Origin of the sequence: Bacillus sp. TSO22 (assembly GCF_020223595.1) — a bacterium.
GTDB classification, from domain to species: Bacteria; Bacillota; Bacilli; order Bacillales; family Bacillaceae; genus Bacillus; species Bacillus inaquosorum.
This window is the reverse complement of the sequence record NZ_JAHAWO010000012.1, coordinates 197,192-220,112: the sequence shown is the minus strand read 5'-3', so window position 1 is coordinate 220,112 and position 22,921 is coordinate 197,192. Positions and strand designations below refer to the sequence as shown.

The 22,921-nt window shown below is 44.4% G+C and carries 26 protein-coding genes; 15 read left to right on the top strand and 11 right to left on the bottom strand.

Annotated elements, in window-relative coordinates; genetic code table 11:
• Window positions 1-198: 198 nt before the first annotated feature.
• Together KHQ79_RS15110 and KHQ79_RS15105 are read left to right on the top strand one after the other, a co-directional pair.
• A complete protein-coding gene (locus KHQ79_RS15110; RefSeq protein WP_003239519.1) occupies window positions 199-1,065 on the top strand; it encodes a Cof-type HAD-IIB family hydrolase in 867 nt (288 codons plus the stop codon).
• 111 nt (window positions 1,066-1,176) lie between these two features.
• Entirely contained in the window at window positions 1,177-2,682 is a 1,506-nt protein-coding gene (locus tag KHQ79_RS15105) for a coproporphyrinogen III oxidase (protein ID WP_003239518.1), read from the top strand.
• An 18-nt stretch (window positions 2,683-2,700) separates the two neighbouring features.
• Here the strand turns inward: KHQ79_RS15105 and khtU are convergent, their stop codons facing one another.
• From khtU to KHQ79_RS15090, 3 genes are read right to left on the bottom strand one after another with little or no spacing between them, the layout of a single operon-like run.
• Window positions 2,701-3,918 carry a K(+)/H(+) antiporter subunit KhtU gene (khtU, locus tag KHQ79_RS15100; protein WP_003239517.1) on the bottom strand — a complete coding sequence of 406 codons (1,218 nt, stop codon included), beginning with the start codon at window positions 3,916-3,918 and terminating at the stop codon, window positions 2,701-2,703.
• A 7-nt stretch (window positions 3,919-3,925) separates the two neighbouring features.
• Window positions 3,926-4,423, bottom strand: coding sequence for a K(+)/H(+) antiporter subunit KhtT (gene khtT, locus KHQ79_RS15095; protein WP_060398283.1), 498 nt, complete (start codon window positions 4,421-4,423; stop codon window positions 3,926-3,928).
• A 57-nt stretch (window positions 4,424-4,480) separates the two neighbouring features.
• A complete protein-coding gene (locus tag KHQ79_RS15090; protein WP_119913621.1) occupies window positions 4,481-4,819 on the bottom strand; it encodes a hypothetical protein in 339 nt (112 codons plus the stop codon).
• Window positions 4,820-4,984: 165 nt separating this feature from the next.
• Here KHQ79_RS15090 and KHQ79_RS15085 point away from each other — a divergent pair, with 165 nt between their 5' ends.
• The gene (locus KHQ79_RS15085; protein ID WP_225515973.1) at window positions 4,985-5,752 is read left to right on the top strand and encodes an enoyl-CoA hydratase; all 768 of its coding nucleotides are present in this window, start codon (window positions 4,985-4,987) and stop codon (window positions 5,750-5,752) included.
• 20 nt (window positions 5,753-5,772) lie between these two features.
• On the opposite strand, the gene KHQ79_RS15080 is transcribed toward KHQ79_RS15085, so the two are convergent.
• Window positions 5,773-5,958, bottom strand: coding sequence for a YhzD family protein (locus tag KHQ79_RS15080; RefSeq protein ID WP_225515866.1), 186 nt, complete (start codon window positions 5,956-5,958; stop codon window positions 5,773-5,775).
• A 126-nt stretch (window positions 5,959-6,084) separates the two neighbouring features.
• Here KHQ79_RS15080 and KHQ79_RS15075 point away from each other — a divergent pair, with 126 nt between their 5' ends.
• The 6 genes from KHQ79_RS15075 to yhaL all read left to right on the top strand — a co-directional run bounded on the left by KHQ79_RS15075 (window position 6,085) and on the right by yhaL (window position 13,824).
• Window positions 6,085-6,981, top strand: coding sequence for an ABC transporter ATP-binding protein (locus KHQ79_RS15075; RefSeq protein WP_225515864.1), 897 nt, complete (start codon window positions 6,085-6,087; stop codon window positions 6,979-6,981).
• Entirely contained in the window at window positions 6,974-8,233 is a 1,260-nt protein-coding gene (locus KHQ79_RS15070) for an ABC transporter permease (RefSeq protein ID WP_225515862.1), read from the top strand. The genes KHQ79_RS15075 and KHQ79_RS15070 overlap by 8 nt, the downstream gene beginning before the upstream one ends.
• A 106-nt stretch (window positions 8,234-8,339) precedes the next feature.
• Window positions 8,340-9,566 (top strand): metallophosphoesterase family protein, encoded by a 1,227-nt coding sequence (locus KHQ79_RS15065; RefSeq protein ID WP_225515860.1) that lies wholly within the window; start codon window positions 8,340-8,342, stop codon window positions 9,564-9,566.
• Window positions 9,567-9,570: 4 nt separating this feature from the next.
• Entirely contained in the window at window positions 9,571-12,468 is a 2,898-nt protein-coding gene (locus KHQ79_RS15060) for an ATP-binding protein (protein ID WP_225515971.1), read from the top strand.
• 73 nt (window positions 12,469-12,541) lie between these two features.
• Entirely contained in the window at window positions 12,542-13,486 is a 945-nt protein-coding gene (gene yhaM / locus KHQ79_RS15055) for a 3'-5' exoribonuclease YhaM (protein ID WP_019257939.1), read from the top strand.
• A gap of 125 nt (window positions 13,487-13,611) precedes the next feature.
• Window positions 13,612-13,824 carry a sporulation protein YhaL gene (gene yhaL / locus KHQ79_RS15050; RefSeq protein WP_003239506.1) on the top strand — a complete coding sequence of 71 codons (213 nt, stop codon included), beginning with the start codon at window positions 13,612-13,614 and terminating at the stop codon, window positions 13,822-13,824.
• Window positions 13,825-13,865: 41 nt separating this feature from the next.
• Here yhaL and KHQ79_RS15045 read toward each other — a convergent pair whose 3' ends face one another.
• Entirely contained in the window at window positions 13,866-14,744 is an 879-nt protein-coding gene (locus KHQ79_RS15045) for a peptidylprolyl isomerase (RefSeq protein WP_225515859.1), read from the bottom strand.
• 159 nt (window positions 14,745-14,903) lie between these two features.
• Here KHQ79_RS15045 and yhzE1 point away from each other — a divergent pair, with 159 nt between their 5' ends.
• Together yhzE1 and yhzE2 are read left to right on the top strand one after the other, a co-directional pair.
• Complete coding sequence (gene yhzE1 / locus KHQ79_RS15040; protein ID WP_003327753.1) at window positions 14,904-14,990, top strand: sporulation protein YhzE1; 87 nt, start codon at window positions 14,904-14,906, stop codon at window positions 14,988-14,990.
• 124 nt (window positions 14,991-15,114) lie between these two features.
• A complete protein-coding gene (gene yhzE2, locus KHQ79_RS15035; RefSeq protein ID WP_003155248.1) occupies window positions 15,115-15,201 on the top strand; it encodes a sporulation protein YhzE2 in 87 nt (28 codons plus the stop codon).
• Window positions 15,202-15,543: 342 nt separating this feature from the next.
• Here yhzE2 and KHQ79_RS15030 read toward each other — a convergent pair whose 3' ends face one another.
• Window positions 15,544-16,062, bottom strand: coding sequence for a DUF3267 domain-containing protein (locus KHQ79_RS15030; protein WP_003239503.1), 519 nt, complete (start codon window positions 16,060-16,062; stop codon window positions 15,544-15,546).
• Between the two features lie 206 nt (window positions 16,063-16,268).
• Here KHQ79_RS15030 and KHQ79_RS15025 point away from each other — a divergent pair, with 206 nt between their 5' ends.
• Window positions 16,269-16,610 carry a YhaI family protein gene (locus tag KHQ79_RS15025; RefSeq protein ID WP_003239502.1) on the top strand — a complete coding sequence of 114 codons (342 nt, stop codon included), beginning with the start codon at window positions 16,269-16,271 and terminating at the stop codon, window positions 16,608-16,610.
• Here the strand turns inward: KHQ79_RS15025 and KHQ79_RS15020 are convergent.
• Both KHQ79_RS15020 and KHQ79_RS15015 read right to left on the bottom strand, forming a co-directional pair.
• Window positions 16,607-17,218 (bottom strand): HTH-type transcriptional regulator Hpr, encoded by a 612-nt coding sequence (locus KHQ79_RS15020; RefSeq protein WP_003239501.1) that lies wholly within the window; start codon window positions 17,216-17,218, stop codon window positions 16,607-16,609. The genes KHQ79_RS15025 and KHQ79_RS15020 overlap by 4 nt on opposite strands.
• Before the next feature lie 177 nt (window positions 17,219-17,395).
• Window positions 17,396-17,752, bottom strand: a complete 357-nt coding sequence (locus KHQ79_RS15015; RefSeq protein ID WP_003239500.1) for a YtxH domain-containing protein — start codon at window positions 17,750-17,752, stop codon at window positions 17,396-17,398.
• Window positions 17,753-17,880: 128 nt separating this feature from the next.
• On the opposite strand from KHQ79_RS15015, the gene yhzF reads away from it, so the two are divergent.
• Complete coding sequence (gene yhzF, locus KHQ79_RS15010; RefSeq protein WP_003239499.1) at window positions 17,881-18,072, top strand: membrane protein YhzF; 192 nt, start codon at window positions 17,881-17,883, stop codon at window positions 18,070-18,072.
• A gap of 72 nt (window positions 18,073-18,144) precedes the next feature.
• On the opposite strand, the gene trpP is transcribed toward yhzF, so the two are convergent.
• The 3 genes from trpP to KHQ79_RS14995 form a co-directional block, all read right to left on the bottom strand.
• The gene (gene trpP / locus KHQ79_RS15005; RefSeq protein ID WP_019257945.1) at window positions 18,145-18,663 is read right to left on the bottom strand and encodes a tryptophan transporter TrpP; all 519 of its coding nucleotides are present in this window, start codon (window positions 18,661-18,663) and stop codon (window positions 18,145-18,147) included.
• 123 nt (window positions 18,664-18,786) lie between these two features.
• Entirely contained in the window at window positions 18,787-19,866 is a 1,080-nt protein-coding gene (gene serC / locus KHQ79_RS15000) for a 3-phosphoserine/phosphohydroxythreonine transaminase (protein WP_225515857.1), read from the bottom strand.
• A gap of 145 nt (window positions 19,867-20,011) precedes the next feature.
• Window positions 20,012-20,449 (bottom strand): HIT family protein, encoded by a 438-nt coding sequence (locus KHQ79_RS14995; protein WP_003239494.1) that lies wholly within the window; start codon window positions 20,447-20,449, stop codon window positions 20,012-20,014.
• Window positions 20,450-20,936: 487 nt separating this feature from the next.
• Between KHQ79_RS14995 and ecsA the strand changes: the two genes are divergently transcribed.
• Entirely contained in the window at window positions 20,937-21,680 is a 744-nt protein-coding gene (gene ecsA, locus KHQ79_RS14990) for an ABC transporter ATP-binding protein EcsA (protein WP_003239493.1), read from the top strand.
• Window positions 21,673-22,899 carry an ABC transporter permease EcsB gene (gene ecsB / locus KHQ79_RS14985; protein ID WP_225515855.1) on the top strand — a complete coding sequence of 409 codons (1,227 nt, stop codon included), beginning with the start codon at window positions 21,673-21,675 and terminating at the stop codon, window positions 22,897-22,899. Before ecsA ends, ecsB begins: the two co-directional genes overlap by 8 nt.
• Window positions 22,900-22,921: the final 22 nt, after the last annotated feature.

Here is a 22,921-nt window from a genome sequence, read left to right as displayed (position 1 = left end):
TCCTGATACATGATTTTTCGTAAATCGAAATAACGATATTAGGGAGAATGGCTGCTTCGATCGTATCCTATCATAATGCCAAAAACATAAAGTCTGCTGAGCCAGGCTTTTTTTGCTTTGCAGAAAAGGTTGTTCTAAACACAGAGACAGGGTCATATTCTATACACAAGTACAGTCATCAAGGAGGGGGACATCTCTGTGTCAAAACAATTGCTTGCCTTAAATATAGATGGAGCGCTTCTTCGGTCGAACGGAAAGATTCATCAGGCAACGAAAGACGCGATCGAATATGTTAAGAAAAAAGGGATTTATGTCACACTCGTAACCAACCGTCATTTTCGTTCAGCACAGAAAATAGCAAAATCGCTGAAACTTGATGCCAAGCTGATCACTCATAGCGGGGCATACATCGCTGAGAAAATAGACGCCCCGTTGTTTGAAAAAAGAATCTCTGACGATCACACCTTTAATATTGTTCAAGTGCTGGAGAGCTATCAATGCAATATTCGGCTTCTTCACGAGAAGTATTCGATCGGAAACAAGAAAAAGGTGAATTCAAATTTATTAGGGAAAGCACTCATTCACCCGTCTGATCCGATCTTTTATCCAGTCCAGTTTGTTGAATCATTAAGTGATCTTCTCATGGATGAGCCAGTGAGCGCACCTGTCATCGAGGTGTACACGGAGCACGACATTCAGCATGACATTACAGAAACGATTACGAAAGCTTTCTCTGCGGTTGATGTTATTCGCGTAAACGATGAGAAGCTGAATATCGTCCCGAAAGGTGTCTCGAAGGAAGCGGGTCTGGCCCTCGTCGCTTCAGAGCTGGGCCTGACCATGGATGATGTCGTGGCCATCGGACATCAGTATGACGATCTCCCAATGATTGAACTTGCCGGTCTTGGGGTAGCGATGGGGAACGCCGCTCCGGAGATTAAGAGAAAGGCCGATTGGGTCACAAGGTCCAATGACGAGCAGGGTGTTGCTTACATGATGAAGGAATATTTCCGGATGCAGCAGCGAAAAGGATTTCTTGATAAGTTCCACATGAAACGTGTGTAAAAAAGCCGCTCGCGCCCTGACAGGTGCGGCGGCTTTTTTGCCGGATTGATTTTAACGGTTTATTTCTGTACACTAAAGAAAGTTTTGAATCTGATAAATTAGGTGATGAAGTTGCAAATTAAAATAGAAGGCATACATGATGACCGCCTGCATCGGCCTCTGCAAAATATTGCAAATTTGTTTTATGAAGAGTGCGAGCTTGTGTACGGCGGAGGGGAGCCCGCAGATGTTGTCATTTCTTTAGACTGTTCACAAACGGATGAGCATGTGACGGTTTCGGGAGAAGTGAAGGGAACTGGCATAACGGAACAGCATACAAAATCTTTTTCTCCCGGCATGAATGAAAAAGAAGCTTTTAAGCAAGTGAAAAACACGATTTCTTATGTGTATCTCAATCTTCTTCAAGCGCATACGGGCATCACGCAAAAGTGGGGAATCCTGACAGGAATCCGGCCGACAAAGCTGCTTCATAAAAAGCTGCAAAGCGGAATGCCGCAGGAGCAGGCACATGCTGAATTGAAAAAGGACTATTTAATTCATGATGAGAAAATCGGGTTAATGCAGGAAATTGTTGACCGGCAGCTGGCGGCAGTGCCGGATTTGTATCAAGTAAAGGATGAAGTCAGTATTTATATCGGCATTCCGTTCTGTCCGACAAAATGCGCGTATTGCACATTCCCTGCGTACGCCATCCAAGGGCAGGCGGGCAGAGTCGGCTCATTCTTATGGGGGCTGCATTATGAAATGCAGAAAATCGGCGAATGGCTGAAGGCGCATGATGTGAAGGTTACAACCATTTACTTTGGCGGCGGGACGCCGACAAGCATTACAGCGGAGGAAATGGATCTGCTGTATGAAGAAATGGTCCGCTCCTTCCCTGATGTGAAAAACATTCGCGAGATTACGGTAGAGGCCGGCCGCCCTGACACGATTACGGAAGAAAAACTCGCCGTTTTAAACAAATATGACATTGACCGGATCAGCATCAATCCGCAATCCTATGAAAACGAAACGCTGAAGGCGATCGGACGGCATCATACAGTTGAAGAGACCATTGAGAAATATCATCTGTCACGCCAGCACGGCATGAATAATATTAACATGGATCTGATTATCGGTTTGCCCGGGGAAGGCGTGAAGGAGTTCAGACACAGCCTTTCAGAAACGGAAAAACTGATGCCGGAATCCCTTACGGTTCATACTCTTTCCTTTAAACGGGCCTCAGAAATGACGAGAAACAAGCATAAGTACAAAGTCGCCGGCAGGGAAGAGGTTTCTCAAATGATGGATGACGCGGTAGCCTGGACGAAAGAGCATGGGTACGTGCCTTATTATTTATACCGCCAGAAAAATATTCTTGGAAACCTTGAAAACGTCGGATACTCTTTGCCGGGACAAGAAAGCATCTACAACATCATGATTATGGAAGAGGTGCAGACGATTATCGGCATCGGCTGCGGCGCAGCAAGCAAATTTATAGACCGTGATACAGGGAAAATTACGCACTTTGCCAATCCGAAAGATCCGAAATCGTACAATGAGCGCTTTGAGCACTACACGGACGAAAAAATCAAATATTTAGAGCAGATTTTTGAGAGAACGACAAAGCAGCACTGATCACAGTGCTGCTTTTTTTTATCCCTGTTTTCTTGCAGGCTGAACATCAGGCTTCCATTTAAATACCTTGTTCAGTAAGCGGTAAATTCGTTTTGATTCCTTTGTTAAAAGCGGTCCTAAAATCGCCAGAATGAGGACATATAATGCGGCAAACGGCTTTAAAGTGGCTGACAGGCCGCCGGCTATCCCGAGATTCGCAACGATAATCGAAAACTCTCCCCGTGATACGATCGTCAGTCCGATATTCGATGAAGCCTTATGGGAAAGCCCTGCGCGTCGTCCAGCAACCATCCCGGCGATAAAGTTTCCGAGAATGGTCAGAATCACTGCTCCCAGCGCAAGCCAAACCGCTTCACCGAGCGAAAACGGGTCAATGCTGAGGCCGAAGCTGAAAAAGAACATCGCGCCGAAGAAGTCGCGAAACGGAACGACAAGGTGCTCAATCCTATCGGAATGCTCTGTTTCTGAAAAAACCAAACCGAGCAGCAGCGCGCCAATCGCTTCCGCTACATGGATCGTCTCTGAAAACCCGGCGATAAAAAAGAGTGCGGCGAAAATGACGATAATAAACACTTCATTTGAGCGAATGTCCAACAGCTTATTCAAGAGCGGCGGGAGCTTTCTGGCTGCGATAAAAAACAGCAGCATATAACCGAAAGCGATCAAAATGGACAAGAGCGCACTCCCGACTGATGTCGCATCACCTAACACAAGGCCGGAAACAACGGACAAATACACGGCAAGGAAAATATCCTCAAACATAATGATGCCGAGAATCAGCTCGGTTTCCGGATTGGCCGTTCTTTTTAAATCGACGAGCACTTTTGCGACAATCGCACTTGACGAGATTGTGATGACGCCTGCGAGGACGAGGACTTCTAGAAAGGAAAACCCGGTGATAAACCCATAAAGCAGCCCGAGGCTGAAATTAATCAAGATATAAATCGTTCCGCCAATTGCAATTGATTTTCCGGATTTGATTAATTTTCCTACGGAGAATTCGAGTCCGAGATAGAAAAGGAGGAACAGCACGCCCATCCGCCCGAAAAACTCGATGATTTCACTGCTTTCTATAAACGTAAGGTCAATAATCCCCACTTTCGGCGCGTGCGGTCCAAGCAGCATTCCAAGCACAATCAGAAATGGAATAATCGAAAATTTAATTTTGTTGGCGATTACACTGGCAATCGCCACAAGAACAAGCGCAGTCCCGACTTCAAATACAAGATGATCCATCGGCCGTTCACACGCCCTCTCCAGAAAGAAAATCATGAATCAGTTTCTTCAGATGCTTTCTTTCACCTGAGAGGACAAGTGTGTCATTTTCTTCAATAACCGAATCGGCTCCGGGATTTAAAAGCTTTTCCTGGCTGTGTTTGATGATGGCAATCACAGTGACATCGTAGTTTTGGCGGACATCAAGCTCCCCGAGTGTGCGCCCGATTGATTTGGCGCCTTTTTCGACCTTAAACCATTCAATAATGAGATCGCTGAAGGCCATTTCGATGGATTCCAGCGCTTGCGGTTTATAGACCATGCCACCTAAAATAGCGGCAATTTGCCTTGCTTCAGAATCATCCAATGAGATATTGGAAAGAAGCTCATCGGGGTCCTGGTCATTAAACCGGTAAATTTCTCTTCTTCCGTCATCATGAATGATAATCGTCATTTTTTCGTGACTTCTCGTTTCGATTTCAAATTTTTTGCCGATGCCCGGCAGATCGTTTTCTTTAATATTCAATGAAAATCCCTCCGAATGTAGTGTTGGCTAAATGGGGTAAGTTAAAAACAAGAATATTTATATTCGGAGGTAATTAGACTGGTATTTGACAGGGACGGCACAAACCTTTTCCAACCTGTTTATCAGCGGTTCGTCAAGAGGTTTGACAGACAGCTGCCTGACAGACTGCGCCAGCGGGGTGTACTCTTTGATCAGCTCTGCCGGGTACATGCTGCCCGGCGACGGTGTTTTGGCCGTTTGTGTTTCCTGCGGATATGAGGACATAGGCACATAGCTGTCAGTGCTTGCTTCAAGCTGGGAAGGCAGAACCACGTCCGAAGGGGGAAAGTACACCATAAATAAACTTAACAGAAAACTGATCAGCAATTTATCCATGTTCCTTTCCCCCTTTCTCATCCTGATAATCCCTTCTTTTTCACTATATAAAACTTTATGTTTTCATTCAAACAATATGCATTTTTCAGTATCTATTGACCTTGAAAAATAAAAAGGTTTATTTGAGGATGGCGGGGAATGTATAGAAGAAAGAAAAAAGCAAGCGCATACATGGAGGTGCTTCATATGGAATTTATTCAATATGAACGGAATGGAGCCGTTGCCGAGATTATCCTGAATCGCCCTGATGCCCATCACGCCCTGAATGAACAGATGCTGTCTGAACTGAAGGAGGCGGTTGATAAGGCGGCTGCAAGCGAGGCGCTTATCGTTCTCCTGAGAGGAACCGGGAAAGGCTTTTCGGCCGGCGGAGACATCCGGATGATGACGTCAGAGCATGACCCTGATCAATTTAAGCAGCTGATTGATACGATTGAGGCTGTCACTTTGACATTATATCAAATGAAGAAAGTGACAATTGCTGCTATTCACGGTGCTGCTGCGGGACTGGGCCTGAGTTTGGCACTGTGCGCTGACATTGTGCTCGCAGAAAAAAACGCTGTTCTCGCGATGAATTTTATCGGCATTGGGCTTGTTCCGGACGGCGGAGGGCATTATTTGCTGAAGAAAAGAATTGGAGAGGCGAAAGCGAAAAAGCTGATTTGGACCGGGAAAAAGCTTTCCGCCGCGGAAGCCGCCGATATGGGCCTCCTTGACGGGACATTTGCCGGAGACCCTGCGGAAGGCGCGAGGCCCTTTATCGAAACCCTTTTGGCCTCACCTCTTTTGGCGATGATCGAAACGAAAGCCATCTTTCAGAGCCTCCAGCTTGAAGAACTAAAAAAGGTGCTTTCTCTTGAACGCAACGCCCAAGAGAAAATGAGAAGGACCAAGGATCACCAAGAAGGAATCCGTGCCTTTTTAGAAAAACGGGAGCCGAAGTTCCAAGTGTAACAGATCAGCCGGAAAGCTGATCATCTGTGAAACAAAATCAGCTTTCCGGCTGCATTGACTAAACGATGGGTATGACTGTGAAGCTCTTTTTCTTTTAACAGTGCCTCACCGTGCGTTTTTGCCGCTTCTTCATTTTCTGCCTCGAATCGCTCGTTTACCAGTGGTTTCCCCGAAGGATCAAAAGCTGTAAGGAAATAATCAGCCATCAGGTTTCTCCTCCATTTTCAAGGTTTTCAGTCTTTCTTCATTTATATTCTAAATAGGAAATCAAAATCCTTCATTATGTTTCATCCAAAATTAGTATATAATGGGTCAGGGAAGGAGGAGATTCGGTGCTTAAGATTGATCATGTCACGAAGACATTTGGAGATTATAAAGCCGTTGACGGATTAGACTTAGACATTCCGGAACAGCAAATGTTCGGTCTTTTAGGCGCAAACGGAGCGGGAAAAACGACGACGTTTCGCATGATCCTTGGCTTATTAAGCATTACGGAGGGCTCAATCAGCTGGAAAGGTCGTCCTGTGAATTACAGTATCAGCAACAAAATCGGTTACTTGCCGGAAGAACGGGGCCTTTATCCGAAAATGAAGGTAAAGGATCAGCTTGTCTATCTTGCCAGATTAAAAGGGATGGAGAAGCGGGAGGCTGTAAAAGAGCTCGGCACATGGCTTGATCGCTTCAATATAACAGATTACGAAAATAAGAAGGTGGAAGAGCTTTCGAAGGGCAACCAGCAGAAAATCCAATTTATTTCGGCAGTTTTGCATAAGCCGGAGTTGCTGATTCTTGATGAACCATTCAGCGGTTTGGACCCTGTCAATGTTGAGCTGTTAAAAGAGGCTGTAATCTCTCTGAAAAACAGCGGTGTTTCTATTTTATTTTCCAGCCACCGGATGGAGCATGTCGAGGAGCTTTGTGAGAACCTTTGCATATTGCAGAAAGGAAAGCCGGTTGTACAAGGCAGACTGAAGGAGATAAAGCGTTCCTTCGGCAAAAAGAATGTCACGATTCACTCCGATGACGATCTGCGTTTTTTGCAGTCTCATGAAGGCATTCTTCAATGGAAGGAAACGGCCGACGGCGTCAAGCTGCAGATTGCCAATGAAGACATCTCTCAAGAGATTTTTGCCATGCTCCAAGGAAAAGGGTTTATCAGGAAGTTCGAGCTTGAAGAGCCGTCACTGCATGATATTTTTATAGAAAAGGTGGGGGCCATCTATGAATAAATTTTGGATCATGCTTTCTCATACATACAAAAATAAGATTATGGCAAAATCCTTTATTATTTCAACTGTCATCACGGTACTGCTTGTTTTAGTTGTAACGAATCTAGAGTCGATCATTTCTCTGTTTCAAGATGATGACGCGAAAGAAAAAATCGCCGTTGTTGATGAAACAAACGAATTATATCCGGTTTTCTCGAAGCAGCTGAAAGCGGTGGATACAGACAGCGATCTTGATGTGAAGCAGTCGAAGCAATCGGAGGATGAGGTCACAAAGCAAGTCAAAGATGAAGCGCTCGATGGCATGCTCATCATCAAACGTGATGAAAAAGGGACCATTTCAGGAACATATAAATCGTTAACGATTTCTGATGAGAGCACATATCAAACGCTGCAGCAGGCGCTGACGCAAACCAAAACGGCTGTCGGAACGGCGGAGCTCGGCGTTTCGCAGGAAACGATCAGCAGCCTTTATGCGCCCGTTACTGTCGGGCAGGAGGCGCTGAAAGAGGGAGCGAAGTCTGAGGAAGAGCTGGGCCAGACGGTAGGGCTTGTTTATATTATACTGTTTGTCATCTATTTCTCTGTGATTATGTATGCCAGCATGATTGCAATGGAGGTCGCAACCGAAAAATCTTCGCGTGTCATGGAAATTCTTATCTCAAGCATGCCGCCGATCCAGCAGATGTTTGCAAAGCTGCTCGGCATCGGGCTCGTCGGGATCACACAGCTTGCTGTCATTATAGCTGCCGGCTCATTGTCGCTAAGGTTGAACAAAACGAGCGAAACAGCTTCATCTGTCGGGGGATTTCTTAATCTGACCGACGTTTCAGCAACGACTGTTGTTTATGCTGTTATTTTCTTTTTGCTCGGATACTTTTTATACGCGACACTCGCCGCGTTTCTCGGCAGTGTCGTCAGCAGAATAGAGGACGTGCAGCAAACGATCACGCCGATGACGCTATTGGTTGTCGCCGGTTTTATGATCTCGATGTTCGGCTTGAATGCACCAGACGCAGGATTTATTACGGTAACCTCGTTTATTCCGATTTTTACGCCAATGATTATGTTCTTGCGCGTCGGCATGCTTGATATTCCGTTTTGGCAGGCGGCTGCCGGAATCGGAATCACACTGCTCACCATTATCATACTGGCCGTCATCGGCGCCAGAATTTACAAAGGCGGTGTGTTGATTTACGGCAATTCAAGCGCGTTCAAAGCGATCAAACAAGCGCTGCGTTTAGCGAAAAACTGATTGGAAAACAGCCTGGGGATTCTCAGGCTGTTTCTTTATTGACAGAACGTGCATTCGTAAGAATTCGGTGCTAAAATAAGGGTACTTCATCCTGGAAAGGAGCAGAATGTTGACTGATCTAACCTTTATTCATGCGGCAGATCTTCATCTTGACAGCCCGTTTTACGGGATATCGCATCTGCCGGAACCGATTTTTGCCCGGATCAAAGAAAGCACGTTTGCAAGCGTGAGACATATAATAGATGCCGCAGTGAGAGAAAACGTTGATTTCATTTTGCTGGCGGGGGATCTGTTTGACGAAGCCAATCGAAGCTTAAAGGCCCAACTTTTTTTAAAAAAACAGTTTGAAAGACTCAGAGAGTGCGGGATTTCAGTTTATGTGATCTTTGGGAACCACGATCATCTGGGCGGGGAGTGGACGCCGATTGAATGGCCGGAGAATGTCCACATTTTTACGTCCGCTGTTCCTGAAGAAAAATCGTTTTATAAGCAAGGCAGGCGCATAGCAAGCATTTACGGCTTCAGCTATCAGGCCAGGGCCGTAACGGAAAACCAAGCCGCCCGCTACCGGAGGTCAACTGATGCGCCGTTTCATATCGGTATGCTTCATGGTACGTTATCGGGATCTGAAGGGCACGATCCGTATTGCCCGTTTACACATGACGATCTCGTAAAAAGCGGGATGGATTATTGGGCGCTTGGCCATATTCATAAACGCCAAATTCTTTCTGCCGGGAACCCGGCAGTCATCTATCCGGGAAACACGCAAGCGCGCCATATGAAGGAGACTGGAGATAAAGGCTATTATCTCGTTCGTGTGACAAACGGAGACATTTCTTATGAATTTCAGAGAGCGCATGATGTCCTGTGGGAAAAAGCGGCAGTTGATGTGACGGAGGCAAAGAATATGACTGCCCTTTTCCAAATGGTTGAGGACGCGTTTTCGAAGCTGCGGATAAAGGGGAGCCCTGTTTGTGTAAGACTCGTATTGCAAGGGCGGGCGCCGGAATGGCTGCTGGAGGCGCCGAGAGGCACTTTGGACGAGCTTCTTGAAGCTTTTCAGGAGCAAGAGGCGGAGGAGGAACACTTCATTTGGCCGCTTTCATTAGAAGATGAGACAGAAAAAGAAACAAACCTTACAAACCTTGACCCTTTTTTCGGCGGTTTATTTGAAGACATTGATGGCGGCGATCTCTCAGATGTGCTGAAAGGGCTTGAGCGTCACCCTGTATATAGAAGGCACGCGGACCGGTTTAGCCAAGAGGAGTTAAAGGAAATAAAAGAGCAGGCACAAATTTTATTGAAAAGACAGCTTAAGGTGCTTGAAACATGAGGCGGTGAAAGCTTTGCGAATTAAATCTTTACATATCTACCATTACGGGAAATTTTCCAATCGGACCTTTCACTTTTCCGCCTCACCTGTCCAATTAATCTACGGATTAAATGAGGCAGGAAAAACAACGATGATGTCATTTATTGAAAGCATGATGTTCGGTTTTCCGAAAACGAAAAAATATGAACCGAAAGCAGGCGGTGTCTACGGCGGTGTTCTTGAAGCTGAACATCCTGAGTATGGGGTGTTGAAGATCGAACGGACGAAAGGGACTGCCGAAAAGCTGAGAGTGTACACAGAAAAGGGCGAAGTGAAGCAGGGAGATTTTTTAAAGCAGCTATTCCAGGGCACGGACAGGGCGCTGTACAAAGCCATTTATTCGTTTGACGTATTCGGGCTGCAGGAAATTCACGCCTTTAATCGCGACAAGATTGGGGAGTTTCTGCTGTTTTCCAGCTTGTTTGGCGCCGAGGCCGTCTCTAAACTTGATTCAAGGCTGGCCAAGGAAAGCGAAAGGCTCTATAAACCAAACGGGCGAAACCCTCAATTGAATCAGGAGCTGGAAGCGCTTAAGCAGCTGACAGCGAAGCTCAAACAGGCGGAAGCAGAGGAAGCGGGCTATCATCAGCTTCTTGAGGAAAAAAGAACGCTTGAAGCCCGTCTTGCAGCGGCAGAAACCGAATTGAAGGAGGCGGCAGGACATATCCGAACCATTGAGGGAGCGATTGAGCTGAAGCCGCTGCTAAATGAAAAAGCGGCGCTGGAACAGGCGATTGCTCAATATCCGGAACGGGCGGGACAATTTCCGGCTGACGGGCTGCATCAGCTGGAAAAGTATGAATCCCATCTTCACCCGAAATCCGCACAGCTTGAGGCGCTTCGGGTGAAGATGGCAGAACTGGACAAGCAGATGCAAAAGCTTAACCCGGATAAAGAAATATTGGCGAAAGAAACGCTGATACAAGAGCTTTCGGCAGGGTTTCATATGTATCAATCCTGCGGAGAACAGCTCGCCGCCATTCAGGCACAGCTGCGCCAGTCGTCTGCACAGGCAGCGGCCGGGCTGGAACAGCTCAATAAAACGGATGAAAATGAGCTTTTGAATATGAACACGTCATATGATTATGAATGGCAGCTTCAGCAGGCGGTGCAGCAATACGTGCAGGCAAGAGACAGAAAACGGCAGCTTGATGAGACGTTTGAACTTGCCCGGCAAGAGCTGGAAGACGCAGAAAAGGCTGTTCATGCTGCTTCGTCCGCCATCCTTGAAAACAGCCAAAGAAAAGATAAAGAAGCGGCTCTTAAAGCATATGATGAAGCACAGGGGCAGCATCAGGAGCAAGCGAAGCTGAGAGAACAGCTGAAGTTTTTTGAAAGGCAGCAGGCAAAACAGAAAAAGACTGTTATTGCAGCTGGTATGTTGTTCATCGTTCTATTTCTGATGCTGCAGCAATGGATTCCCGCCATAAGTATCGGAGCTGCTCTTATCGTGTATTGGCTTGCAACAGGGAAAAAAACACCGTCTTCCCGAAACAGCGGGGAGCCGAGACAGCCAATGACGGAAATTTCGCCGGCAGAAGCCGAAGCGCTTCGAGAAGCGTTATGGGAGGATGACCGCAATAAACAGCAGCTCATCACACAGCGGGCAGTGCTCCAGCAAAAAGAGACGGCTTATGAAAGGGTCATCCAGCAGTTTGAACAGTGGGAAGCAGATATGGCCCCGTCCTTTACTCAGGTCGAGCGTTTTATGAAGGAGCTCGGATTCAAGGAAGATCCGTCTTTTTTGCTTGATGCTTACAGCTTAATGAAGGATGTCAAAAAAGAAGTGAAGAAAAAGCATGAGCTGACAATTGAAGCGGGACGGCTGAAAAAACACCGGCGCACATTCGAAGAACGCGTCAGCAAGCTTATGTCTGAGAATCATAGTGAGAACATCTCTATTTCGGACGCCCTTCACACATTGCAAAAAAACGTTGAACGTGAAAAAGAAATCGAGAAACAAAAAAAGGGAATTGAAACAGATATTCATTATACAAAGGAGCAGCTGCTGGAGCTGGAGCAAGAAATACAGTATTTTCAAGCCCAGATCGAACAGTTATTTGCCGCGGCGGCTGCGAAAGACAGAAATGAGTTTTGCGCCATTGCAGACATCAGCAGGAAATGGAAGGATACGGAGATCAAACTTCATCACATAAACGCACAGCTTCAAGGCGGACACCCTGAGGAGATTGAACTGGCGGATTCCAATACGCTTACTGAATTGAAAAACAAGCAATTCGTTGAGAATGAAAGAAAAGAACGGTTGACTGAGGAGATCCAACAGCTTCGGAGTCAAATCGCACTGCTCTTCGTCAAACAGGAACAATTAGAGGCGTCGGGATTGGTCTCAGACCTCAAGCTGCAAACGGAAATGCAAAAAGAGCGTGTCAAAGAAACCGCTAAAAAATGGGCCTCAATACAAATGATCAAACAGGTGATCAGAAATAAATTGGAGCGTCATAAAAAAGTCGAGCTTCCGCGCCTTCTGGAGACCGCCGGAGAATTTTTCCGTCCATTGACTGACGGAAGCTACAAGACGATTTATTTTTCTGAAACGGATGATTCCATTATGGTCATGCATTGTGATGGAACTGTTTATCATGCCGAAGAGCTGTCACAAGGGACGTGTGAGCAGCTGTATACAGCGATCCGATTTGCTCTGGCCGTTACACGTCAGGATTGGGCCAGGCTACCGTTCCAGCTTGACGACAGCTTTGTCCATTTTGATCAGGAAAGGCTGAAACGTGTATTAGACGTTCTTTATGATTTATCTGAAGGCGGAAGGCAGATTTTGTATTTTACATGCCATGACCATGTTAAAGATGCATTTCAAAGCAGTCAGATCATCCATTTGGTGTCATAAAAGAGGTTCTATAGCTGTAAATCGGTATGTGATATACTGATATTATGTAAGATACGGAGGGAGCTTTAATAGAATGGCTAAAGGGATTATGCTACATGAGGTTGGCGAACAGGTGGACCAATATCTATTGATTAAATCCTCGACAAAAGGGATTGCAAGCAATGGGAAACCGTTTTTAACGCTGATGCTGCAAGACCAGTCAGGTGATATTGAAGCGAAGCTGTGGGATGCCAAGCAAAGTGATGAAGTGACCTATGCGCCGCAGACGATTGTGAAGGTCGTGGGGGATGTCCACCATTACCGCGGGCGCACCCAGCTGAAGCTGAGAAATATCAGGCCGGTAAGCGAGCATGAAAACGTCAATATTGATGATTTTTTAGAAACCGCGCCGATTCCGAAAAATGAAATGATGGATACCATCACTCAATATATATTTGAAATGAAAAATCCGAATATCCAGCGGATCACAAGGTTTTTAGTCAAAAAACACGAAGCTGAATTTATGGATTATCCGGCGGCTACGAAAAACCACCATGAGTTTGTCTCAGGTTTAGCGTATCATGTTGTCTCTATGCTGAATCTGGCGAAATCCATTGCAGATTTATATCCGTCTCTTGACCGTGATCTGCTTTATGCCGGTGTTATCCTGCATGATCTTGGAAAAGTGAAAGAGCTGTCCGGCCCTGTTTCTACTTCCTATACGGTCGAAGGCAATTTGCTTGGCCATATTTCGATTATGGTCACAGAGCTGTCAAAAGCGGCTGAGGAGCTTCAAATCGATTCTGAAGAGGTATTAATTCTTCAGCACTTAATTTTAAGTCACCACGGCAAAGCAGAATGGGGCAGCCCGAAACCGCCGATGGTGAAGGAAGCGGAAATTCTGCACTATATAGACAACCTGGATGCGAAAATGAATATGATGGACAGAGCGCTTGAGCGCGTGAAGCCGGGCGAGTACACTGAACGTGTATTTGCGCTGGAAAACCGTTCCTTTTATAAACCGACTTTTCACAAATAAACAAAAAAGGACTGATGCTGATACATTCAGGTCAGTCCTTTTTTATGCGCTTTTGCCGCTCATAACTCGTCTCATTCCCGCATATGGTTAAGAATAAAGAATCTATGCAAAAGGGGGAGGAGCCCGTGTTATTTTTTCCATGGTGGGTGTATCTTTGTATTGTAGGCATCATTTTCAGTGCATATAAACTTGTGGCGGCAGCCAAAGAGGAAGAAAAAGTAGACCAGTCCTTTATTGAAAAAGAAGGGCAGATTTATATGGAGAGGATGGAAAAGGAGAGAGAACGCCGCAGTTCTCAGCAGCATGACGAAGAAAATCCAAACCATTCTATTGCATAAAAAAAGCTGTGCAGCTCAATGAGCGTGCACAGCTTTTTTTATTATTTAGAACTGTTTGAAGATGAAGAAGTGCTGCTTGTAGAAGATGTATTGAATGTGTCTTTCAGTTCTTTATCTTTTACTTCGATGTCAGCTTTCTTCATGACTTTTTGAACAGCTTCCTGAACGGCATTGTTGTCATTTAGTTTTTGTTCAAGCACTTCAGATTTCAGCTCTTTTTTCATATCTTCGTATTTACCGCGTTCTTCTGTCTTTTTAATGATGTGGTAGCCAAACTGTGTTTTAACAGGTTCGCTAACTTCGTTCGTTTTCAGCCCGAACGCAGCTTTTCTGAATGTCGAATCTAGTTGTGCATTATCTTTTGCAATCCAGCCGAGCTGACCGCCGTTTGATGCAGTGGAGTCTGTTGAGTATTCTTTTGCAAGGTCTTCAAACTTCTCACCTTTTTTCAGCTTTTTCTCTACTTCTTCAGCTGTCTTTTTATCAGCAACAACGATATGGCTTGCGCGGATGTTGCCTTTTAGGCCTTCCCAGTATTCTTTGATTTCATCATCTGTCACTTTAATGTTATCTTTAGCGGCTTTTTGTGTCAGTAATTCATATTTTACTTGCTCTTTAAGGTAATCTTTTCCGTATTGCTCTTCGAGGGCAGTATATTGATCGCCAAGCTGTGATTTGTATTCTTTCAGCTTGTTGTCAATTTCTTTATCTGTAACTTTATATTTCTTGTCTAATACTTTTTCTTGCACCAGCTGTGTCAGTACGCTTGCGCCAGCTGTTTTCTTCATGTTTGTGTAAAGCTCGCCTTTTGTTACATCGCCTGCGTCTGTTTTTGCGATGACTTCTTTGTCGCCGCCGCTGCAAGCACTGAGAGCGAGGATGCTTGTAGCGGTAATAGCTGCTATTGCGATTTTCTTCATGGTTTTCAAACACTCCTAATCATTCCAAATTAAATTGCCTATGCGTATCATAACATATTGTGGCTTTCTGTAAAAAGATTTTAAATAAAGGGCATTCGTCTAGTCAAACTTTTGCTGATGACATACTTATATATTGATCAAGAAAAGGAGGTATGTAACATGAGCGGAGGATACTCTAACGGATTCGCGTTGCTCGTAGTACTGTTCATTTTGCTTATCATCGTAGGTGCAGCTTACATCTACTAAGCAGCCCGGGGATCGCTTGCACGATAAGCGATCCTTTATTTTCACTAGCGCCTAATCGTTTCAATCATGAATTGCATAAGATGTAATTGGTAAATAAAGCTTTTTACAGGAGGTGCTTTTCAAGATGGGTGAAGTATTTGCAGGCGGTTTCGCTTTATTGGTTGTTTTGTTCATTTTATTGATTATCATCGGCGCTTCTTGGCTGTACTAATCAAAATAAGAAAGCATAGCTGCTTAATCAGCAGCTATGCTTTCTTTCATATTTACACAGTAAAGGAGATCTCCACAAACGAAGAGATCAGTAAAATTAATATAGATACATTAATAAATCGGAATACCTTATCCTGCCGCTCTTCAGGAATCTCTCTGACAAGGCATAATGTATTGGTGAGCCTGTTTATGAAGTATAAAATAAACATGGCAGCCACGATAAAATAGAATAAAATGATGGGAGATTCCCCCTCTCTCTGAACTGTCCCATATTACATTACCAAATATTTATTAAAAAAGATAGAATGCAAATTGAAAAATCGCCCCTAGGGGCAAGGTCTGGCTACTTTTCAACAAGAATATCCAAGCCGTCCTCTTCTTGATCAATAAAACAGGCTTTCGGCGCTTGTATCAGCTTGAGAGCCAGCAAAAAGTCAGGCAGACAGTAGCCGGCATGAATGCCCGAAATCATGCAGAAATAATGGGCGTGATTCGGAAATGCCAGCGCGGCGTAAAACAATACAGGCGTAATCAGCAAAAACGGGCTTACGAGCGAAATCAGCATTGTTGTTTTTGGTATTCGTTTCCATGTGCGCATGCGCAATATGTAAAACTTTTTTTCTATTTTTCTTTTTTTGCAGATGATTGGCAGGACATGGATGACTTTATGTACAAATAAAATAACGACGAGCAAACCGCCGAATAAAGGTACATATTCATCGCTTAAGCTTGTGCCAGGCCGCAGCAGCTCAAATGCTAAAAAGGTAGATATAAAAACCAAAATCATAAAACATACAGCAGTTAATATTATGCGAACGGCACCATAATCCTTCATGAGATTTATGGTCTTCCAGCAATTCATCAAAGTCATCCTTCCATACATCTTGAATAGAATCTCAAAATAATTTACTCCTCCCAAGAGAAAAAATCAATGCTTTTTAAGAAAAAATATCGTGTAGCAGGTGTTTTTTTGAAACAAGCAAACAAACTGCGAAATATGGGGTTAGAACTTTCTTCTCAGTGAATTATCAGCTAAAATAAGATTAAAGATAGAAAGAAGTGGTGTGGATGGATTCGATGGATCATCGCATTGAGCGATTAGAATATTACATACAATTATTAGTGAAAACAGTAGATATGGACAGGTACCCCTTCTATGCGCTTCTCATTGATAAAGGGCTGAGCAAGGAAGAAGGGGAAGAGGTTATGAGGATTTGCGATGAATTGTCAGAAGAGTTGGCAACACAAAAAGCGCAAGGATTTGTAACTTTCGATAAGCTCCTTGCGCTTTTTGCCGGACAGCTGAATGAAAAATTGGATGTTCATGAAACGATTTTTGCACTGTATGAGCAGGGGCTTTATCAAGAGCTGATGGAAGTGTTTATCGACATCATGAAGCACTTCGATTAACTGTTTACAGGTTCGAGCTCTTCTGCCGGTTCATCCGCAGCACTGTCCTTTGCTTTTTTCTTCAGTTTTCCGTTTACGCTTTCAAAGTCATTGTCAATATTAGTGAGTGACGTTTCGAAAATTTCCATAAAATCATCGCCGTAGATATGGCGTATCATACACATCATTTCTGCCACTTCAGGGAATTTTCCGAATAAATGATACAGAGGCTGTGACCCTTTAAAAACCGCATTGCGAGTCGGATCAAATTCCTCAAGCAAGCTCCAGAATACCTCAGTGCCTTCCTCAGTCAATTGAACGTATGTGTTCCGTTTATCATTCAGCCGTTTAGAGAACCTTAAATATCCTCGTTCTTCCAGCTTTTTTGAAAAGTTGAATGCGGTTGATACGTGCATGACCCCGAATTTCGCGATTTCAGAAATGGAAGCTCCATTCAATTGATACGCAATCCATAAAATATGATGCTCATTAATATTCAGGTCATACGGTTTGAGCCATTGCTGCCAATCCTTCTCAATTGATTTCCAAAGAGCCTTGCTAAGCTGAGCCATTTTCTGGGTGAAGACCAGAGCCTCTTTCACATCATAGGGCGGTTCCACTCGATTCATTACGTCACCTGCTTCTCTTTTTCTTTTTCTCTATTATGCCAATAAAATAAAGATTAATAAAGATGAAAATTTAAGAATTTTTTAATAAATTCACAATCCATTGCGGTGAGAGGCTTTTTCAGCAAAAAAAAATGCAGGTCCAAGTTTGGCCCGCATTTTTTTATTTTGAATAGGATATTAGTTTTGTAAGGTTTTCTCCAGCTGTCTGATTTTCTCTTCGATATCAGCGATTTCTTTTTGCAGATCCTGCTGGTGAGGCTTGATCTCTTCCTGCCATTTTTTAATGGACGTTTGAAGCTCGCCGCTTACGTCTTTAATGACATCCGTGCTTTCTTTTGCCGCTTTGATCAGCTGGTCTTTTAATGCAAGCCCGTCTGATTTTAAGCGTTTGATCGTTTCTTCAAAAGAATCATAATTGGTTTTCATTTTTTCACGCAGCTGCTTTCCTGAGGAAGGTGCAGTAAGAAGAACTGCTGCTCCTCCAATGATGCCGCCTACGAATAGTCCTGTTAATAGAGAACGTCCGTCCGCCATTACAATCACCCCGTCTTTTTCTTGAAATAGGATTCATTCAGCATTTTTCATTTTTGTTGAAAGCCTGAACTTCTATACATAGCTTGCTTTATTTTAGCATATTTTTTAAGTGAAAAGGAGGGAGAAGGTTGTCTGTCTTTATGATTGTGTTATCCTGCATCACCCTTGCCTTCGCTTCAGGCGCTGTTTATTATATCAGACTTCTCAGCCAGGCTGCTTCTTATCCGCCCAAGAAGGTTATCCGGCAGAAAGCGCTTGTTTGTTCAACCGGAACCGCCTTTACACTATGTCTTATCTTTTTCACAAAACTCTTCGCTTAAAACATGCTGACATGCTGCGGGCTCTTTGTCGAAAAAACCTCTCCCGGAAGCGGAAGAGGTTTTGGGTGACAATTACTTAGCAGCTTCCATAAAACTGGAACGTCTTAAGATGGTTTGCACGATCGGATAAATAATGATCATGGCGATGGTATTCAGCACAGTGGCAGGCAGAACAACAGCCGCGAACAATGCGGTGAAACCGCCAGGCAAACCGACGATCAATAGAGCTGACGTTAAAAATACAATTCCCGATAAGATGGTCCCGATCGCTGTCAACACTGCTGCTGCACCTGTTTTTTGGCTCCTTCTGAACAAAAGGAACAGGGTGAAGAACAGAAACGCTGACACGGGTTTATCGATGATGTTAGGAATCTGTCCGGCTGGGAATGCTGTTGTAAGCGCGGAAATGATTCCAGTCACAATCCCGATGACGAGTACGTTTTGCACCCGCGGGAACAGCAGGATGCCCATGAACATCATGATCAGCATCATATCTGGTTTCATGCCGCCTAAAAAGGGCGGAATAATGGAATGAAGCGCTGCGCCGATTGCGGCAAACAGAGCCATAGTGACTAACTCTTTTGTTTTCATATCTATGCTCTCCTCTGCTAAGCTTTTTGCCCTCCAATAATATGCTCGTCATTTATTGCGAAGGCTTAAAGAATGTGATATGCAAACAGTATACCAAACGAACGGTTTGCATAGCCAGACTTTTTACTCATTTTCCTGCTGGAATTTCTTCATGAACGCAGCTAATTGTTCACAGTCTTCGAGAGATACCGCGTTATAAATAGAAGCGCGGCAGCCTCCTACTGAGCGGTGTCCGCCAAGGCCAACCATTTTTGCTGCTTTTGCTTCCTGAACGAATGTTTTTGTTAATTCGTCATCACGAAGCGTGAAGGTAACATTCATGCGTGAGCGGCTGTCCTTTCTGGCATGCCCTTTATAGAATCCGTTGCTTTCATCAATACAGCTGTAGAGAACCTGAGCTTTTTGTTCATTGCGCTGTTCAACAGCGTCCACACCGCCGTTTTCCTTCAGCCATTCCAGAACAAGGCTCAGCATATAAATCGCAAATGTCGGCGGAGTGTTGTAGAGTGAGTCCGCTTTGACATGCGTTGAATATTTCAGGATTTTTGGAACGTTCGCATTTTCACTTTGCAGCCAAGTTTTTTTCATGATGACAACTGTCACACCGGAAGGGCCGAGGTTCTTTTGAGCGCCTCCGTAGATCACGTCAAACTTGGACACATCGATTTTTCTGCTCAAAATATCGCTGGACATGTCAGCTACGAGCGGAATTGGGGAATTCGGGAATTCCTGCCACTGTGTGCCGAAAATCGTATTGTTGGACGTGATATGTAAATACGCACCGTCTTTTACATCTGAAAGGTCAACCTCCGGAATAAAACTATAATTGTCTGCTTCACTTGTAGCAGTGACAGACGTATTTCCGAACAGCTTCGTTTCTGCCAGTGCTTTTTCAGACCATGCGCCGGTCATCACAAAATGCGCGGTTTTTTCGGGTGTTAAAAAGTTCATCGGAAGCATTGAGAATTGAAGGCTTGCCCCGCCTTGAAGAAACAAAATATCGTAATCTTCCGGGATGCCCATCAGTTCGATTAAAAGGCTTTTCGCTTTTTGGTGCACCGCTTCATACTCTTTGCTGCGGTGGGAAAGCTCCATAACGGACATGCCGGATTCGTTAAAATCAATAAATTCTTTCTGTGCTTTTTGCAGAACTTCCAATGGCAGCGCTGCAGGACCTGCGTTAAAATTCGTTGTACGTTCCATCATGATCTCTCCCTGTTTTCCACGTTAATGTATAAAATAATACAATTATCCTATCACAAAAATTCAGTTTTTTGATAAAAAATTAGAATAATCAAAAGAAATTGACGGATGTTTGCGAAATGTTCACAAATAAAAAAACCTCATCTTATGATGAGGCCAGGCGTTTTGCGATAGAGGAAGAAATGTTCTGCAGATCCTCCGGTTTGTAATCATCAGCATGTGTTTTCCAAACCGCTCCGAATCCGTCTCCTTTTCCGTAGCGCGGGATGATATGCATATGATAATGAAAAACAGATTGTCCTGCTTTTTCGCCGTTATTGTTCAGCGTATTTAAGCCGATCGGTTCAAATTCATCCCGGATGGCACGGGCGATTTTCGGAACGGCGTGAAAATATTGTTTTGCTAATTCATCCGTAAATTCATACACATTTTCGATATGTGTTTTCGGAATGACAAGCGTGTGTCCCTTTGTCACTTGGCTGATATCAAGGAAGGCCAGCACATGTTCATCTTCATACACCTTTGCGGACGGAATGTCGCCGGCGATAATTTTACAAAAGATACAATTCTCTGCACTATGCATGAGGGTTCCTCCTTATGAAATTGTTTAGTATGTATACACTCATCGTACCACAGAAATGCAGAAAATAGAAAACAGGATGAACGGCGAGCGTTCACCCTGAATGCAGAGGAAGAGCTTATATGAAGAAAATGTGATATGCCTTTGGTAAGCACCTCATTTGTCAATAAAATGAAGACTTGTTTAATGCCTAACGATTCCTGCGATAAACACCTCATTTGACAATTTGCTTCATAGATGAAGAATTCATCAATTCAGTGAAGAGAAATGGTTTGAGCATTGGACATGTTTATTTTCTATCCAACTGTCTCTAAGACGTCTTTGACAAACACCTCATTTTTCAGTTGATATGCTTTTCCTCTACGACCATTATGATGTCCAGAAAACTGTCTCTTTATGACAGCAAATTCATCATTTGTTAAAAGGGAATTGTTTCAAATCAGGCCTTGTTTTTGGTACTATGAAGAAAAACAATATAAGGGGAGAAACTATGTCTCTGCTATCGGTAAAAGACTTAACCGGCGGATATACAAGAAATCCGGTTTTAAAAAACGTATCATTCACCCTTGAACCGAATCAAATTGTCGGCTTAATCGGGCTGAACGGTGCGGGTAAAAGTACAACAATCAGACATATTATCGGGCTGATGGACCCGCACAAAGGATCGATCGAATTAAACGGGAAAACCTTTGCTGAGGATCCGGAAGGCTACCGCTCACAATTCACCTATATACCCGAAACACCTGTTTTATATGAAGAGCTGACGCTGATGGAGCATCTTGAATTAACAGCCATGGCATACGGCCTGTCAAAAGAAACGATGGAGAAAAGGCTGCCGGCGCTTTTAAAGGAATTCCGAATGGAAAAGAGGCTGAAGTGGTTCCCGGCTCATTTTTCCAAAGGAATGAAGCAGAAGGTTATGATTATGTGCGCATTTTTGGCAGAGCCCGCGCTCTACATTATTGATGAGCCTTTTCTAGGGCTTGATCCGCTTGCGATTAACGCACTGCTTGAGCGAATGAATGAAGCGAAAAAAGGCGGGGCGAGCGTCCTGATGTCAACACACATTTTGGCAACGGCAGAACGCTATTGTGATTCGTTTATTATTTTACATAACGGCGAGGTGCGGGCGCGCGGCACGCTGTCCGAGCTGAGAGAGCAGTTTGGAATGAAGGACGCGGCGCTGGACGATTTGTATCTTGAGCTTACAAAGGAAGACGCTGGCCATGAATAATATGCTTGATATTTGGCAGTCGCGGCTGCAGGAGCATATCAAAGAAACAAGAACGTACATGAAATATATGCTCAACGATCACCTTGTCATTGTTTTGATCTTTTTTCTCGCGGGCGCTGCAAGCTGGTACAGCAAATGGATACGGGACATTCCCGCTCACTTTCCGTCCTTCTGGGTGATGGCCGTATTGTTTTCGCTCGTGTTGACAAGCTCTTATGTGCGGACGCTTTTGAAGGAGGCTGACCTTGTCTTCTTATTGCCGCTTGAAGCGAAAATGGAGCCTTACTTGAAGCAGGCGTTTGTCTACAGCTATGTGTCTCAGCTGTTTCCGCTGATTGCACTGAGCATCGTTGCGATGCCGCTTTATTTTGCCGTCGCACCGGGAGCTTCGCTCGCATCGTATGCGGCAGTATTTGCACAGCTTTTGCTTCTGAAAGCGTGGAATCAGGTGATGGAATGGCGTACGACCTTCCAGAATGACCGAGGCATGAAACGGATGGATGTGATCATTCGCTTTGCGGCGAATACGCTTGTTCTTTATTTTGTTTTCCAATCTGTTTATTTGTATGCGCTTGTGGTCTATGTCATTATGGCTGCTCTTTATCTGTATATGTCTTCTTCAGCAAAACGGAAAACATTTAAATGGGAGAGCCATATTGAGTCCGAATTGAGACGGAAGCAGCGTTTTTATCGGATTGCCAACCTGTTCACCGATGTCCCGCATTTGCGGAAGCAAGCGAAACGGAGAGCCTATCTCGACTTTTTGCTGCGGCTCGTGCCGTTTGAACAGCGCAAAACGTTTGCTTACATGTTCACCCGCGCCTTTTTGCGTTCAAGTGATTATTTGGGCATTCTCGTCAGATTAACGGTCATTTTCGCGCTGATTATTATGTATGTGTCGGCAAGCCCGCTCATTGCAGGGGTTTTGACTGTGTTTACCATTTTCATTACGGGCGTTCAGCTTCTGCCGCTGTTCGGCCATTTTGTCCATCTGGCGCTTCAAGAGCTTTACCCTGTGACAAAAGAAACGAAGCTGAAAAGCTATTTCTCTCTATTAAAAACTGTACTTAGCGTTCAAGCGCTGCTGATGTCTGCTGCATCTGCCTATGCTGCCGGCATGACAGGTTTTCTGTACGCGCTAATCGGTTCTGCCGTTCTGATTTTTGTTGTTCTGCCGTCTTATATGACAACCAGACTGAAAAAACATGGCAAGCTGTGAGCTTAAAAAAGGGGTAGGTCAA